Source organism: Streptomyces sp. NPDC088350, from assembly GCF_044753545.1.
Taxonomy (GTDB): domain Bacteria; phylum Actinomycetota; class Actinomycetes; order Streptomycetales; family Streptomycetaceae; genus Streptomyces.
In genome coordinates this window covers 182,682-198,673 of the sequence record NZ_JBIVNL010000004.1, presented here as the reverse complement: position 1 = coordinate 198,673, position 15,992 = coordinate 182,682, and the positions used below count along the sequence as shown (strand labels likewise).

At 71.0% G+C, this 15,992-nt stretch carries 12 protein-coding genes and 1 tRNA gene; 4 read left to right on the top strand and 9 right to left on the bottom strand.

Features of this window, described 5'->3' with window-relative positions:
* The first annotated feature begins 76 nt into the window (after positions 1-76).
* Positions 77-1,423, top strand: a complete 1,347-nt coding sequence (locus ACIQBL_RS14745) for a VWA domain-containing protein (RefSeq protein ID WP_401941131.1) — start codon at positions 77-79, stop codon at positions 1,421-1,423.
* A 61-nt stretch (positions 1,424-1,484) separates the two neighbouring features.
* On the top strand, positions 1,485-3,515 hold the full coding sequence (locus ACIQBL_RS14740; protein ID WP_401941129.1) for an FHA domain-containing protein: 2,031 nt from the start codon (positions 1,485-1,487) through the stop codon (positions 3,513-3,515).
* 12 nt (positions 3,516-3,527) lie between these two features.
* Here the strand turns inward: ACIQBL_RS14740 and ACIQBL_RS14735 are convergent, their stop codons facing one another.
* Positions 3,528-4,493, bottom strand: coding sequence for a methyltransferase domain-containing protein (locus ACIQBL_RS14735; RefSeq protein WP_401941127.1), 966 nt, complete (start codon positions 4,491-4,493; stop codon positions 3,528-3,530).
* A gap of 85 nt (positions 4,494-4,578) precedes the next feature.
* On the opposite strand from ACIQBL_RS14735, the gene ACIQBL_RS14730 reads away from it, so the two are divergent.
* Entirely contained in the window at positions 4,579-4,983 is a 405-nt protein-coding gene (locus tag ACIQBL_RS14730; RefSeq protein WP_401941125.1) for a globin, read from the top strand.
* 35 nt (positions 4,984-5,018) lie between these two features.
* Here ACIQBL_RS14730 and ACIQBL_RS14725 read toward each other — a convergent pair whose 3' ends face one another.
* The 7 genes from ACIQBL_RS14725 to ACIQBL_RS14695 all read right to left on the bottom strand — a co-directional run bounded on the left by ACIQBL_RS14725 (position 5,019) and on the right by ACIQBL_RS14695 (position 14,058).
* Positions 5,019-5,687 (bottom strand): hypothetical protein, encoded by a 669-nt coding sequence (locus ACIQBL_RS14725; protein WP_401941123.1) that lies wholly within the window; start codon positions 5,685-5,687, stop codon positions 5,019-5,021.
* A complete protein-coding gene (locus tag ACIQBL_RS14720) occupies positions 5,684-6,094 on the bottom strand; it encodes an acyl-CoA thioesterase (RefSeq protein ID WP_401941121.1) in 411 nt (136 codons plus the stop codon). The genes ACIQBL_RS14725 and ACIQBL_RS14720 overlap by 4 nt, the downstream gene beginning before the upstream one ends.
* A 4-nt stretch (positions 6,095-6,098) precedes the next feature.
* On the bottom strand, positions 6,099-7,763 hold the full coding sequence (gene ettA, locus ACIQBL_RS14715) for an energy-dependent translational throttle protein EttA (RefSeq protein WP_401941119.1): 1,665 nt from the start codon (positions 7,761-7,763) through the stop codon (positions 6,099-6,101).
* Between the two features lie 264 nt (positions 7,764-8,027).
* Positions 8,028-9,443: a Cys-Gln thioester bond-forming surface protein gene (locus tag ACIQBL_RS14710; protein WP_401941118.1), complete on the bottom strand. Its 1,416-nt coding sequence runs from the start codon at positions 9,441-9,443 to the stop codon at positions 8,028-8,030.
* Positions 9,444-9,713: 270 nt separating this feature from the next.
* On the bottom strand, positions 9,714-10,217 hold the full coding sequence (locus ACIQBL_RS14705; protein ID WP_401941115.1) for a single-stranded DNA-binding protein: 504 nt from the start codon (positions 10,215-10,217) through the stop codon (positions 9,714-9,716).
* 199 nt (positions 10,218-10,416) lie between these two features.
* Entirely contained in the window at positions 10,417-12,447 is a 2,031-nt protein-coding gene (locus ACIQBL_RS14700) for a GTPase (RefSeq protein ID WP_401941113.1), read from the bottom strand.
* A 3-nt stretch (positions 12,448-12,450) separates the two neighbouring features.
* A complete protein-coding gene (locus ACIQBL_RS14695; protein ID WP_401941110.1) occupies positions 12,451-14,058 on the bottom strand; it encodes a dynamin family protein in 1,608 nt (535 codons plus the stop codon).
* Between the two features lie 323 nt (positions 14,059-14,381).
* Between ACIQBL_RS14695 and ACIQBL_RS14690 the strand changes: the two genes are divergently transcribed.
* Positions 14,382-14,454: transfer RNA gene (locus tag ACIQBL_RS14690), tRNA-Arg, on the top strand.
* A gap of 263 nt (positions 14,455-14,717) precedes the next feature.
* Here ACIQBL_RS14690 and ACIQBL_RS14685 read toward each other — a convergent pair.
* On the bottom strand, positions 14,718-15,986 hold the full coding sequence (locus ACIQBL_RS14685) for a TIGR02679 family protein (RefSeq protein WP_401941108.1): 1,269 nt from the start codon (positions 15,984-15,986) through the stop codon (positions 14,718-14,720).
* Between the last annotated feature and the right edge of the window lie 6 nt (positions 15,987-15,992).

The following is a 15,992-nucleotide window of genomic DNA, read 5'->3' as shown; positions in this document are numbered from 1 at the left end:
TCGGACCGGTGGGGACCGGTCCGCACACAGTTATCACCCCATTCAGGTGGGGTACTTGAGGGGGATCAGAGCGAGCATGGCCAATTTCTCGAAGTCGAACGTGCCACAGTTCTCGGTCGACGTGTACCAGAACGAGTACCTGCCGGAGGGCGGTCGCGAGGTCAACGCGATCGTCACGGTGACCTCGACCGGCGGCGGCACCATCGGGAGCCCGGTCGCGGCACCCCATCTGTACTCGGCCGGTCAGGGCCCGGACGCGGCCGTGGCGATCATGGTCGACTGTTCGGGGTCGATGGACTACCCGCCGACCAAGATGCGCAACGCCCGGGACGCCACGGCCGCCGCGATCGACACCCTGCGCGACGGGGTGCACTTCGCGGTGATCGGCGGCACGCATGTCGCCAAGGAGGTCTATCCGGGCGGCGGCAGACTCGCGGTCGCCGACTCCCGGACCCGCGACCAGGCCAAGCAGGCGCTGCGCAAGCTGAGCGCGGGCGGCGGCACGGCCATCGGCACCTGGCTGCGGCTCGCCGACCGGCTGCTGTCCTCGGCGGAGGTCTCCATACGCCACGGCATCGTGCTCACCGACGGCCGCAACGAGCACGAGGCGCCGGAGGACCTGAAGGCCGCCCTCGACTCCTGCGCCGGACGTTTCACCTGTGACGCGCGGGGCGTCGGCACCGACTGGGAAGTGAAAGAAGTCACAGGGATCGCCTCCGCGCTGCTCGGCACCGCCGACATCGTCGCCGACCCGGCGAACCTCGCCGCCGACTTCACGCAGATGATGGAGACGGCGATGGGCAAGGAGGTCGCGGACGTCGCGCTGCGGCTGTGGACGCCGGTGGGCACCGCCATCAAGTTCGTCAAGCAAGTCGCGCCCAGGGTCGAGGAGTTGACCGACCGCCGCACCGAGGCGGGCCCGCGCGCCGGGGACTACCCCACCGGATCCTGGGGGGACGAGTCCCGCGACTACCACGTGTGCGTCGAGGTCCCCGAGGCCGGCATCGGCCAGGAGATGCTCGCCGCCCGGGTCTCCCTGGTCGTCCCGCAGCCCGACGGAAGCACCCAGAACCTGGGCGCCCAGGGCCTGGTGAAGGCCGTGTGGACCGACGACATGGTGGCGTCCACGTCCATCAACCCCCAGGTCGCCCACTACACCGGCCAGGCCGAACTGGCGCAAGTCATCCAACAAGGTCTCGATCTCCGCAAATCAGGCGACATCGATGGAGCAACGGCCAAACTGGGACGGGCCGTTCAGCTCGCCAGCGTCTCCGGAAACGCGGATACTGCGAAACTGCTTGCGAAGGTGGTGGACGTGGTCGATGCCGCGGCGGGTACTGTGCGACTGAAGGCGAAGGTCGCGGAGGCCGACGAGATGACTCTCGAGACACGGTCCACAAAGACTGTTCGTGTAAAGAAGTGACCTAGCCGTAACGACCTGGTTCGACCAAGCCTGACCCTGTGAGAAAGGGGGACGCGCCGACATGCCGACCTGCCCGAACGGACACCAGTCGGGTTCCGACGACTGGTGCGAGGTCTGCGGTCACCGCTTGGCCGGTACCGTACCCCCGCCCCCTCCCCCGCCCCCCGGCGGCGGCTACGGCTTCCCGCCGCCCGCGCCCGGCGGCCGGCCGAACCCGTCCGCCGAGGCGGAGCTCTGCCCGCAGTGCCGCACGCCCCGCGAGGGCGGCGCGCCGTTCTGCGAGGAGTGCCGGTGGAACTTCCTCACGAACACGGCGACCTCGTACACCCCGGCCGCCCCGCGCCCCTCGAACCCCGGCCCGAGCCCGGCGGCCCGCTTCCAGCAGCCGCCGCCCGGTCCGACGTTCGGCGGTGACTCCTACGAGTACCAGGGTTCGCGCCCCTCGCAGGTGAACCGCCCGGCGGAGCCGATACCCCCGTTCGGCGGCGAGCCGACGGGCCGGTCCGGTGCGCCCGGTACGCAGGGTGGTCCCGGTGCGACTGGCGGGCCAGGAGGGCCTGGCGGGCCGAACGGTCTCGGTGGCCCTGGTGGCTTCGGCGGCGAGCGCCAAGGTTTCGGCGGCGAGCGTCAGGGCGGTCCCGGCGGCGCTGGTGGTCCCGGCGGCCCGGGCGCACAGGGCTTCGGCAACGAGCGGCAAGGCGGGCCCGGTGGCCCCGGCGGCCCACAGGGCTTCGGCGGGGAACGCCAGGGCGGACCCGGTGGCCCCGGCGGTCAGGGGGCGCAGGGCTTCGGCGGTGAGCGTCAGGGCGGCCCGGGCGCGCAAGGCTTCGGTGGCGAGCGGCAGGGCGGCCCCGGCGGCGCTGGTGGTCCCGGCGGCCCGGGCGCACAGGGCTTCGGCAACGAGCGGCAAGGCGGGCCCGGAGGCCCCGGCGGCCCACAGGGCTTCGGCGGGGAACGCCAGGGCGGACCCGGTGGTCCTGGTGGCCAGGGGTCGCAAGGCTTCGGCGGGGAACGCCCAGGCGGCGGCCCCGGCGGCTCGCAGGGCTTCGGTGCGGAACGTCCGGGTGGAGGTCCCGCGCCCTTCGGTGGCAACGACCCGGGCGGCCCCTCGCGGCCGTTCGGCAATGATCCTTCCGGCCCGCCCCCAACCTTCGGCAACGAGGCGTCCGGTCGTCCCGGCCCGTTCGGCAACGAGCAACCCCCCGGTCCCGGCGGCCAGTTCGGCAACGAGCGCCCCGGCCAGGGCGAGTTCGGCGGCGGCCGGCCCGGCGCCTTCGGCGGTGAGCGGCAGGGTCCGCCCGGACCGTTCGGCAACGAGCCCCCGAACCCGCAGGGTCCCTCCAACTTCGGCCCCGACCCGTCGCGGCCGATCCCGCCGCCGCCCGGCCCGACCCCGTCCGCGGGCCCCGGCCGGACGAGCGGTGCCCCGCAGGCGTTCCAGCAGTCCGCGCCCCCGGCCCCGCCCGGGTTCCCGCAGGAGACGAGCCGTCCGCAGCAGGGCGGCCCGTCCTTCGGCGGCGGTGACGACGACTGGGTGATCTCCCCGCCGACCCCCGGCTCCCCGGGCGGTCCCGGTGGCCCAGGGGGCCTCGGCGGTCCCGGTCAGGGCGGTGGCGGCTACGGCTACCCGCAGCCCGGTGCGACCCAGGCCCCGCCCCCGCCCCGCCCGGCGTACCAGCAGCAGCCGACGACCTGGCTGGCGACGATCGGCCCGGACCGCGAGTACTTCATGGCGATGATGCAGCGCTCGGGCCCGGAGGCCGCGGGTCTCAACCTGCCCGCGTACTCCCCCGAGCAGCAGCGCCAGCTCATCGGCAACCAGATCACCATCGGCCGCCGCCGGCACTCCACCGGAGAGTCCCCCGACATCGACCTGTCGGTCCCGCCGGAGGACCCGGGCGTCTCGCACCAGCACGCGGTACTGGTCCAGCAGCCCGACGGCAGCTGGGCGGTCGTCGACCAGAACTCGACGAACGGTACGACGGTCAACGGCGGCGAGGAGCCGATCCAGCCCTTCGTCCCGGTGCCGCTGCAGGACGGGGACCGGGTCCACGTCGGCGCCTGGACGACGATCACCGTACGACGCGGCTGAGACCGGGACCGGTCAGCGGAGGGGCCAGGTGTACGGCCCCTCCGGATCGTCCAGCCACGCCCACACCCGCCCGCCGGCGACCGTGACGCCGTAGCGCTCACGGCCGGGCCGGAGTTCGCGCTCCCACAGCTCGCGCGCGTCCTGCGGTGCGAGGCTGCCGTGGGTGAGGGTCAGCAGGAAGCGGAAGAGTTCGTGGTCGCCGGCCCGGTGCGGAATCTCCTCCGCCGGGCTGGGCTCGGCACCACGCAGCGGCACGAAATAGGCGGCCGTGTTCAGGAAGGCGCCCTCGGCGTGCTCCGCGTCCCGCACGGTGAGCGCGATCAGACCGGTGGCGAGCGGGGCGAGGATGCGGGCACCAGGGCTGCACTGGGCGAGCCAGCCGTGCGGGATCGTCGGCAGGGCGCAGGTCGCGACGATCCGGTCGTAGGGGCCCTGTTCCGGGACTCCTCGGGTGCCGTCGCCGGTGACGACGGCCGGACGGTACCCGGCGTCGGCGAGATGGCTGCGCGCGGACTCGGTGATCTCGGGTTCCAGATCGACGGTGGTCACCAGGTCGTCGCCGAGCCGGTGGGCGAGCAGCGCGGCGTTGTAACCGGTACCGGCGCCGATCTCCAGCACCCGGTCGCCGTCCTCCACCCCCAGCTCGACCAGCATCCGCGCCATCAACGAGGGTTGACTGCTGGACGACACCAACTCCCCGTCCCGCATCCGCGTGGCCAGCGGCGCGTCGGCGTACACCCCGCGCAGCCAGCGCTCCCGGGTGCGCGGGTCGGGACTGTCCCGCCAGAGCCGCTCGTATCCGCCTACGACACCGACGTAGTAGTACGGCACGAACACATGCCGGGGCACCGCCTCGAACACCGCCCGCCACCCCGGCTCCGCGTCCCAGGCCCCGCTCACCGCGATCACCCGCACCAGCTCCGCCCGCGCGGAGTCGGCGACGGCGTCCAGATCCTTGTCGAGAGCGTGCGCGGTCATACGTCCACTGTCCTGCGGTGGGGGGCGGGAGGCGAGCGGTCCTAAGTCCGGAGTCCTGGGTCACCCCGTCTGAGACCATGGGAGCGTGAAAGAGATTCGGCGCGGCACGCTTCAGGAGCAGACCTTCTACGAGCAGGTCGGCGGGGAGGAGACCTTCCGTCGGCTCGTCCACCGTTTCTACGAGGGCGTCGCCGAGGACCCGCTGCTGAAGCCCATGTACCCCGAGGAGGACCTGGGCCCGGCCGAGGAGCGTCTCACGCTGTTCCTGATGCAGTACTGGGGCGGACCGACGACGTACAGCGACAACCGCGGCCACCCGCGCCTGCGCATGCGCCACGCCCCCTTCCAGGTCGACCAGGCCGCACACGACGCGTGGCTGAAGCACATGCGGGTCGCCGTCGACGAACTCGGACTGTCCGAGGAGCACGAGCACACCCTGTGGAACTACCTGACGTATGCCGCCGCTTCGATGGTGAACACGGCGGGCTGAACACCTTTTGCCGTGCGGGGAGTTCGGCAGCACGCTCAGCGCACGCTGACACCGAGTGCGCCGACTCCCGCCCTGCGTACGGCGATCGAGCCGTACGGGGTGCGCAGGCGCAGCCACGCGCCGGACGAGAAGAGGCCCGACTCGCCGCCGGGGCGCAGGAATCCGAGCGAGTGGGCCGCGTGGACCGCACGCACCGGCAGCGAGGTGTCGCCGACCGTGCGGGACCAGATCTCCCGCCCTATGCGGTCGAGTTCGGCGCGCGTACGGCCCTCGGGGGTCAACTCCTGGGTGCGGGACCGGAATTCGGCGACTCCGGCCGCGATCATCCCGCTCAGTGCCTGCGGTTCCGGCAGGCCGGTCTCGGGGGTCCAGCCGCCGCGCGGTGGCAGTACCCCGGCCCACGGCGGGCCGGTCACGGCGGCCGGTACGCCGGCCGTGGCCGCCGACTCGTCGAGCAGTTCCAGGAGTTCACCGGCGGAGACGGTCACGTCGAGCGTGACGTCGAGGCCGTTCTCGTAGGGCTTGGCGAGGCGTACCGCGCGGATGGCGAGGACTTCGAAGGACGGGGGACGGCCGAAGACGGCGAGTGCCGTGCCGGCCGCCTGGAGGCGGACCGCCGCTCCGCGGTCGTAGTGGAGCAGCCGGGAGAGGAAGGCCGCGAAATCCGCCGTCTCCCCTTCGTCGGCGAGGTGGAGGACCGTCATGCGGCGACGGCCTCCTCCTCGTCGTCCCGGTACTCCTCCAGGAACTCCCGTTCCTCGGCGGTGATCCGGCGCGGGCGCTGTGCCTCGAAGTCGAAGGGCACGATGACCGTGGCGGCGCGGACGTAGATCTGGTCGCCGTCCTTCACCTCGTAGGCGATGGTGAAGGACGCCGCCCTGATCTCCGTGACCCACAGTTCGATGTCCACCGGGTGGTGCCGGTGGACGAGCTGGCGTTTGTAGTCGATCTCGTGGCGCGCCACGACCGAGCCCTGCTTGAAGTCCTTCTCCGGGCGGAACAGGAAGTCGATACGGGCTTCCTCCAGGTAGCGGAGGAAGACCACGTTGTTGACGTGGCCGTACGCGTCCATGTCCGCCCAGCGCAGTGGGCAGCGGTAGATGTGGCGCAAGAGATCAGCCCCGGGTCAGCTTCTTGTAGGTGGCGCGGTGCGGACGCGCGGCGTCCGGGCCGAGCCGCTCGACCTTGTTCTTCTCGTACGACTCGAAGTTGCCCTCGAACCAGAACCACTTGGAGTCACCCTCGTAGGCGAGGATGTGCGTGGCGACCCGGTCCAGGAACCACCGGTCGTGGGAGACGACCACGGCCGCACCCGGGAACTCCAGCAGCGCGTTCTCCAGCGAGCCCAGGGTCTCGACGTCGAGGTCGTTCGTCGGCTCGTCGAGGAGGAGCAGGTTGCCGCCCTGCTTGAGGGTGAGCGCGAGGTTGAGGCGGTTGCGCTCACCGCCGGACAGGACGCCGGCCGGCTTCTGCTGGTCGGGGCCCTTGAAGCCGAACGCGGAGACGTAGGCGCGGGACGGCATCTCGACCTGGCCGACGTTGATGTAGTCCAGCTCGTCCGAGACGACGGCCCACAGCGACTTCTTGGGGTCGATGTTCTCGCGGCTCTGGTCGACGTAGGAGATCTTGACGGTGTCGCCGACCTTGATGGAACCGGAGTCCGGCGTCTCCAGGCCCTGGATCATCTTGAAGAGGGTGGTCTTGCCGGCGCCGTTCGGGCCGATGACGCCGACGATGCCGTTGCGCGGCAGGGTGAAGGAGAGGTCGTCGATGAGGACCTTGTCGCCGAAGGCCTTGGAGAGGTTGTTGACCTCGACGACGATGGAGCCCAGGCGCGGGCCCGGCGGGATCTGGATCTCCTCGAAGTCCAGCTTCCGCATCTTGTCCGCCTCGGCGGCCATCTCCTCGTAGCGCGACAGACGCGCCTTGGACTTGGCCTGACGTCCCTTGGCGTTGGAGCGGACCCAGTCCAGCTCCTCCTTGAGACGCTTCGCGCGCTTGGCGTCCTTCTGGCCCTCGACCTTGAGGCGGGAGGCCTTCTTCTCCAGGTAGGTGGAGTAGTTGCCCTCGTAGGGGTGGGCGCGACCGCGGTCGAGTTCGAGGATCCACTCGGCGACGTTGTCCAGGAAGTACCGGTCGTGGGTCACGGCGACGACGGTGCCGGGGTACTTCGCGAGGTGCTGCTCCAGCCACTGGACGGACTCGGCGTCCAGGTGGTTGGTGGGCTCGTCGAGGAGCAGCAGGTCGGGGGCTTCGAGGAGCAGCTTGCAGAGCGCGACGCGGCGGCGCTCACCACCGGAGAGGTTGGTGACGGGCCAGTCGCCGGGCGGGCAGCCCAGGGCGTCCATGGCCTGCTCCAGCTGGGTGTCCAGGTCCCACGCGTTGGCGTGGTCCAGGTCCTCCTGGAGCTTGCCCATCTCGTCGAGCAGGGCGTCGGAGTAGTCGGTCGCCATCAGCTCGGCGACCTCGTTGAAGCGCTTGAGCTTGCCCATGATCTCGGCGGCGCCGTCCTGCACGTTCTCCAGGACCGTCTTCGACTCGTCGAGCGGGGGCTCCTGGAGGAGCATGCCGACGCTGTAACCCGGCGACAGGAAGGCGTCGCCGTTGGAGGGCTGCTCAAGGCCCGCCATGATCTTGAGAACGGTGGACTTACCGGCACCGTTCGGCCCGACCACACCGATCTTCGCGCCGGGCAGGAAGCTCAGCGTCACGTCGTCAAGGATGACCTTGTCGCCGTGCGCCTTGCGCGTCTTGCGCATGGTGTAGATGTACTCAGCCAAGAGAAACCGTCCGGCAGCTTGAAATCTGGAGTGGGCAGATGTAACCCATCTTGCCTGACCGCCACCCCCCGGGGGAAACGCGTATGGGTGGGGCAGCCATGAGCTGGGGGTTCGCCGCTGGGCCGGCTTGCCCGGAGTGCCGTTCCGCGGCCAGTACGCGAACCCGTTGCTCCGTATCCGCACCCGTACGCCGGGGTCGTCGCGGCCCGGGGCTGCGGTGTCGACGGTGTTCGGTACCGGTACCGGTACCGGTACCGGTAGCGCTCAGCCCTGCTGGCCGGGCTTCCGGTCCCGGAGCAGGACCAGGGTCGTGGCGCCGATGCCGACCAGGCCGAGGGCGACGACCGTGATCATCGGGGTGATGCCGGAGCCGCCCGTCTCGGCGAGGTTCGTGTCGACGGTGGTGCCGCCCACCGTCGCGGGACTCGGCTCACTGAGCGTCTGCGTCACGTCACCGCCCGCGTCGCTCTGGGTCCGGCAGTCGAGTACTCCGGTGAACCGCTTCTCGTAGCCGTTCGGCGCCGTGATCGTGAAGTCGTACGCCTGGTCCTCCTGGAGCGGGATCGTCACCGTCCGGGACTTCCCGGCGTCGATACCGTGCTCGACGCCCATCAGCTCGAAGGTGAACGTCTCGTCGCCCTGATTGGCCGCCGTGATGTCCACACCGCCCTCGGCGCAGTTCTTCTGCGCCGACAGTGCCGGTATGGCGCCCGTCTTCGCCCAGTCCGCGCTCGCGGCGGCGGAGACCGTCGACTCGCTGGAACCGGCGAGGATCTGCGTCTGGCTTCTGCTCTCGGAGGTGAAGGCCCGGCCGACGGGGACGGTGGTGGAGCCCTGCACGGTCAGCTCGGCCGACCCGGCTCCCGCGTCGGCGGGTACGTCGAAGAACACCTGGCTGCCGTCCGCCGCGGACGTGACGACCTTGCCGTCCTTGTCGACGATCCGCACGCCGGTGGTGGCGGTGTCCGCGGGCGGCGTCACCGTCACCCCGTTCGCGTTGGTGTGCACGGTCACCGGGCCGAGCCGCTCGCCGGGGTGCCCGGAGACCGCGGGCGGGTCGAGCGTCAGTGAGGCCTTCGGCTCGGCGACGTCACGCGCGCTCTTCTCCAGATAGTCCGCGAGCTTCTCCGCCTGCGGGTCGACCGCGTCGACGTCGGCGCCGTCCGAGTAGCGCCAGATCGCCACCTGCGTACCGGCCGCCGCGTCCTGCTCGGTCAGCCCCGTCGTGCCGGCCTTCGCGGAGAGCGCCGCGAGGTCGTTCACCTGCGGGTAGGAGTGCTGGAGGATCCAACTGATCTTCCCCGCGCTCTTGTTGGCGCCCAGCGAGGTGCCGCTCCACGCGGTCTCGTGGTACTTGGCGTCCCGCTGGGTGGGGTTCTGGAGATCGACGCAGTACGTCTGCAGGGTGCCGCCGCCGTCCACGGACATCTCGAACAGGCCCGCGGAGACCTGCTGGTCGCCGCCGGCCGCGTGGATCACGGCCTCGCCGTACGTCTTGAGCCCGCCTATGGTGGCCGTCGCCCCGCCCTGGGTCTGCGGTGTCTCGTCGGCGAAGGCCGGGCCGGCACCGGCCAGCACTCCGGCGGCGACGAGCCCGCACGCCCAGGTCGCGGCGACGAAGCGCACGGCGCCCCGGCCGCGCAGGGACAGCGCGGAAAACACAGACAACGCAGATGACACGGAATTCCCCTTCGAGCAGGACCCGTCGACGTGGGGGTGCGGTCCCACCAGCAGAATCAAAGCGCCGGGAGCTGTGCCCGAGCTATGCCCGGCATCCTAGGGACGCGGGCGGACCCCGTTCTCCAGTCGGGTCATCGGATAACCGATCCGACTCGGAATCGTTATCCCCAAGATCGCTTGCGAGCAGGGCTTATCGACAAATCCACCAGGTCGTTCGGAGCGCATTCATCGATAAGCCGCAGTTCGATCAGCTCGGGGCATTCACTGACATCACGTCACCACGAGCGGCTCCGCGCGCTGTTGGCCGGAGGAGACGGAATGCGCGGCGGAATCGACGGCGGAATCGGCGGCGGAATCCCCTGTCGGTGTCTCCCAGTTGGGCTCGGGCCGGGGCGGAGAGGCCGCGGTCTCCGCCTTGTTGGCCCGCCGGAACGCCGAGGTCCCGCGCGCCAGGTCGTGGCCGATCGCCACCGCGTCGATGTCCGCCGAGGACCAGTTCGGCTGTCCCTCGCGCACTTCCGTACGCACTTTCAACCGGCCCTGGACGACGACGGGATCCCCGACCGACAGCGACGCCGCCACGTTCGTCGCCAACTGGCGATTGGCCCACACCGTGAAGAAGTTGGTGTGGCCGTCCGTCCACGCGTTCTTCTCGCGGTCCCAGTACCGCGAGGTCACCGCGAGCCGGAACCGTGCCGACGGTCCCGCCGCCAGATCCCGGTACATCGGCTGCGTCGCCACATTCCCGACCGCGCAGATCGTGGTGTCGTTCATCGCGCACCCCTCCCTCACCCGGCCACGCGGGCCGGGCGGAAACGCGTACGGGCCCGTCCCGTACGGCTGCAGTCAGACTGCCTCCGCCGAGCCGGGCCCGCTGAGCGCTGTGGACCACCGCCCACCTGTGGAAATCCTTATCACCCGCACGAGGGAACGACGTTCGGACCGAAGTTCACCCGGCCCCGACGCCCGCCGTTCACCCGCCGCCGACGCCCGCCCCCGTGACCCGCGCGTACTGCTCCCGCACCTCCCGGTACCGCAGCAGCTCCGCGGCCAACGGATCGAGCACCCGCGCCCGTCCACAGCCCGCCGCCGCCTCCCGCAGTCGCCGCTCCGCGTCGAGGCCGTAGCGCCGGGCGGGTCCGCGGGCCGCCATCCGGCAGCTCCACTCGACGAGCGGGCCGCCGATGATGCCGGCCACCATCAGCAGCACCGGCACCCCGAGATTCGGTGCCATGAACCCGATGATCTGGCCCAACAGCCACAGTCCGCCGACGACTTGGAGGATCGTCATGGAGGCCTGCGCGAGGACGGCCGCCGGCCACCAGCCCGGCCGCGGTGGCCGCCCCACGGGCAGCCCGGCCCGCGCCGCCAACTCGTCCAGCGCCTCGGGCAGCCCCTGCGCCCCGCGTACGGCCGCCTCCCGCACCGCCTGCGCCCAGGGCGCGGGCAGCCCGCCGGAGGCCCGGTCGGCGACCGTGCGGACCGCCTGTTCGACGCGCTGGCGTGCCGTGGCCTCCTCGTCCGCCTGCGCGCGGACCGGCAGCCGGCCGGTGATGGGTTCGCGCCGGTCGTTGTACCAGCGCCACAGCCGCAGCCAGGGTGTGCCGCAGGCGCGGTTGGCGTTGCGCAGCCAGGCGCGTTCGGCCGCCTCACCGGCGGCGGTGGCGCCCACCGAGTCCGCGAGCCGCGCGGCGAACTCGTCCCGCGCCTCCTCGCTGAGCCCGGTGCGCCGCCCGGTGGCGTAGACGGGCCGCAGTCGCCACGCGGCGGCGTCGACATCGGCTGAGATTCGCCGTGCGGCGGCTCCACGATCCGCCACGAACTGGCCCAGAACCTCGCGCAGTTCGGGGATGCCGTCCCCGGTGAGCGCGGACAGGGAGAGCACGGTCGCGCCGGGTTCGCCGTACTCCCCCAGGGCGATCCCGTCCTCGTCGAGCAGCCGCCGCAGATCGTCGAGGACCTGGTCGGCGGCCTCCCCGGGGAGCCGGTCGATCTGGTTGAGGACGACGAACATGACCTCCGCGTGGCCCGCCATCGGCCGCAGATAGCGCTCATGGATGATCGCGTCGGCGTACTTCTCCGGGTCGACGACCCAGATGACCGCGTCGACGAGCGCGAGAACCCGGTCCACCTGCTCGCGGTGCGCCACGGCCGCCGAGTCGTGGTCGGGCAGGTCCACCAGGACGAGCCCGCGCAACTGGGCCTCCATCTCGGCGCTCTGCAGGGGACGCCGGCGCAGCCGTCCCGGGATGCCGAGCCGGTCGATGAGGGTGGCCGCGCCGTCGCTCCAGCTGCACGCGATGGGCGCGGCGGTGGTGGGCCGTCGTACGCCCGTCTCCGAAATGGCCACTCCGGCGAGCGCGTTGAACAGCTGCGACTTGCCGCTGCCGGTGGCGCCCGCGATGGCGACGACGGTGTGCTGCCCGGAGAGCCTGCGCCGCGCCGCCGCCTCGTCGAGCACCCGCCCCGCCTCCGCGAGGGTCCCGCTGTCGAGCCGGGTCCTGGAGAGTCCGACCAGCTCCCGCAGCGCGTCGAGACGGGACCGTAGCGGCCCGTCGTACGCCAACGGGGCGGGTACGTGGGCGGCTTGCATGGCGTGTGCCGTGTGCGCGGCCTGCGCGCGGGAGGCCCTGCTCTCCAGGGCGGCGGCCTGCTGCGCGGCGGTGGTCTCGTTGACCCGCCGCGCGATCAGCCCGTCGTCCCAGGAGCCGGCCGATTCCTCGGGGTCCGCCGGGTCCGCGGACGCCTTGGACTCCGTACGGCTGAAGGTGTCCGCGGGACTGGAGGTGTCCGCCGGACTGGAGGTGCCGGCGTCGGTCGACACGCGCGCGTGGCCGTCGGTGTCCTCCAGGTCACCCGCCTCCTCCAGTCGTACGGAATCCACGTCCTCCGCGTCCTCTACGGGGAGACGGTTCACTGAGGATTCCTCTGAACCGCCCTCTACAGGGGAGGGATCGGCGTGATCCATCTCGTCCGTGTGGTCCTGGTCAGTGACGGCAGTCACCGGTCACCTCTCCTTCTGCAGTACGGACAGCGCGGCGATGAGTTCGGCCTGGGGTTCGGGGTGCACGTCCAGGGCGTCGAGCGGGGCGAGCCGCCGTTCGCGTTCGGTGTGCACGACCCGGTCCAGATGGTCGTTGAGCAGCCGCCCGGCCCGGTCCCGCAGCCGCAGCGCGCCGTGGGCCCCGATCCGCTCGGCGAGCCCCTCGCCCGCGGACCGCGCCCTACGGCCGCCCAGCAGGGCGGTGGCGACGAGAGCGGCGACGACCTCGGGATCGGGCGCGATGCTCCGGTCGAGGTCGGCGACCTCCTCCTCGGCGTACTCCTCCAGCTCGCGCCGCCACCGCCGTACGGCCATCCCGATGCGGTGCTCGGCGCTCTCCAGCGTGGGATCGCGGTCGGTGAGTTCGGGGGCGCCGGCGGCCGGTTCGCGCCGCCAGGCGTCGTCCACGCGTTCGTCGGCGGCCGTGACGGAGCACAGCAGGAGTGCGGCGAGGCTCTCCGCGAGGGCGTCGAGCAGTTCACCGGCGGAGCAGTCGAGCGGGAAGGCGCGCCAGCGCTTCAACGCGTCCCCGGCGAGCACGGCCCCGGCCTGCAACCGCCCCCGCACACGCGCGTGCTCGCTGTCGTACGCCCCGTCGACGGCGGCGGTGAGCCGCAGCGCGGCGGCGTACTGGGCGGCGGCGGCGCCGGCCAGCTCGGGCATCCGCGACTTGAGGGAGTCGAGGACTCCGTAGGCCGTACGCGCCATGGACTCCTGCCGGGCCCCCGGATCCTGGGCCTGCTGGACGAGCCAACTCCGCAGTGTCGCCACGGCACTGGCCGGAAGCAGCCCCCCACCCCAGGCGGATTCGGGCAGTTCGGGCACCGTGAAGCGGGGTACGTCGCCGAGTCCGGCCTTGGCGAGCAGGGCGCCGTACTGTCGCGACACCTCGGACACCACCTGGTGGGGCACCCGGTCGAGGACGGTGACCAGGGTCGCGTTGTGCTCCTTGGCCGTGCGCAGCAGGTGCCAGGGCACGGCGTCGGCGTAGCGGGCGGCGGTGGTCACCATGACCCAGATGTCGGCCGCGCAGATCAGTTCGGCGGCCAGCACCCGGTTGTCGGCCACCAGGGAGTCGATGTCGGGGGCGTCCAGGAGGGCGATTCCGCGCGGGAGGGTGTCGGCGGTCTCGATCCGCAGCACCCGCGTGCCGTCCTCCCCGGGGAGGAGCAACTCGTCCCCCGGGTCCTGATGGGGCACCCACACGCGCGTGAGGTCGGGCAGTACCCGCATCCCGCTGAACCAGTGATGGTCCTCCGGATGGCAGACCAGCACCGGTGTGCGGGTCGTCGGCCGCAGCACGCCGGCCTCGCTGACCCGGCGTCCGACAAGGGAGTTGACGAGCGTCGACTTCCCCGCGCCGGTGGAGCCGCCGACGACGGCCAGCAGGGGTGCTTCGGGTTCTTTCAGGCGGGGCACCAGATAGTCGTCGAGCTGGGCGAGCAGTTCGTCGCGGTTGGCACGCGCGCGTGGAGCCCCCGCCAGGGGCAGCGGGAAGCGTGCGGCGGCGACACGGTCGCGCAGGGCGGAGAGTGCGTCGAGCAGCTGAGGCCGTACGTCCAAGGTCACCACATGTGAAGAATGCCCAATTTTGGGGGAATTCTGAAGCATATGCGCATGCCTGCGCGCCGACAGAACACAACGGACGGAAGGGATGACTGGGGCATGGGCACAGTCCAGGCATAACGAGTGCACAACACCCGTGGCGCCGGATGCCAAAAGCGATGCACGATTCGTACCTGCCTGCGATTATCAGGACCGCTTCACCGAACCTCCACATCGAGCCACGGAGGGGAAGCAACAGGGACAAGGACCCGGGAGCCCTATCCTTGTCCCCGGCAACGTCACGGACCGGCCCACACCCGGGCACACCACGACCGAGGCCACCACACCCGGCCCCCGTAGCTCAGTGGATAGAGCAGGCGCCTTCTAAGCGCTTGGCCGCAGGTTCGAGTCCTGCCGGGGGCGCCTATTTTTGCAGGTCAGAGCCACTTTCCAACCCTTCGCGAGATCAGCCGTGAAGGGTTTTTTCGTTGCCAGGGATGCCGTTTTGCTCTGATTCATACCCCTGAATCAGAGCACCCCGTCCCCCATACGTCCCCCGGTTCGGGAGTCGTTCCACAGCCAGTCACCGTCTACGGGCGAGTAATGCCTGGTCAGAGCCATTCTGGCGGCCCATTGGGAAAACATCGGGCAGGCGTCAAAGCGGCGCCTGCCCTGTTCTCTCCATCTCAGCGAACTGGCTTGAGATCACCCAAGAGGTCGTCAAGGACAGTCTCTTCTTCAATGCGGACGCCCAGTTCGGCAAGCGACTGCGCGAGAGGCGGGTCCCAGGGCGCGTCGGTCGGTATTCCGGTCAGGTCCAACGAACTGAGACCGGAAGCGACCGCAGCACGGTAGTGGGCGGTCGTGAAACGCCAGGGAGACCACGGAATGCTCCGCAGCAGTGTCGAGGCGATGCGCAGGCCACCCCAGTCAAAGTCTCCGTGGTACAGGACGGTTGTGCCCTGGTCGTACATCCGGCGCAGCAGAGTGAGTGCCGCGGCGGACGGTTGACCCTGAACGCAGACCATGGGTGGGCATTCCGGCCCGTACGCTTCCGCCGCTGCCGCGAGGACGGCCGGGTTCTCACAGACGCGAATCAGCTGTGGGCAGGTCCGCTCGCCGACAACTGTCGGTGCCATCGGCTGACGAACCAGTTGGCGCAGGGTGAGGACCACGGGTTCCCCCATGTCCGCCATCCAGTCCAGGGCCGGTGTTCCACGAAGGTTGAGGGTGAGAACGGTCGACGACACGTCGTCCTTCAGGAGCCCAACCGCGGCCCAGACCTCTCTCTGCCGACGAGTCCCCTTCTCCTCCTCAAGCCCGGTCCACGCGTGAACCGCGGACCGCACAACGGTCGTCAACGGCTTTCCGTCGTCCAGAGCATGGGCGTCTCCTAGGATCTGTGCCGCGAAAGCCGTGACGGACACGGCGGGGTCGGCGGGCAGAGCGTCAAGCGCCTTGACGGCGTTCTCCAGGAGGAAACGCGCGGATTGCGGAGTACGGGCGAGTCGTCGTACCTGACCGTTGCCGGTGACCCTGGCCGCCCATTCCGCAAGGTCAGGTCCGAGGAGCCGCAGCGGAGCGTATGCCTGCTCCCATGCTCGGGCCTCCCTGGCCCTCTGTTCGCCGATCGGATCCACCGGGCCGGTCAGGGTGACGACGGCGGCGGCGAGACCGTCCGGGCTCACCCCGGAGCGCCGCAACACCGCGTCCACGTCCTCCAGCCGTACGGTCAGTGACCCGCCCTCGCGGGAACCGCGTCCCAGCAGGCGCTCGGCCGCACGCCGCTGGGCATCCGTAGGGGCGGTGAGCGTGGACGCGCCAGTGAGCGGCTTCTCGCGGGCCATACGGTGTCGGACACGCTGGACGAGCCAGGACACCTCCGGACCGCCCAAGAGGCGCCCCAGACGCTCCTCGTCGACACCTGCCGGTAGCCGCTCGGCGTCTTCTGTCATGGCCAC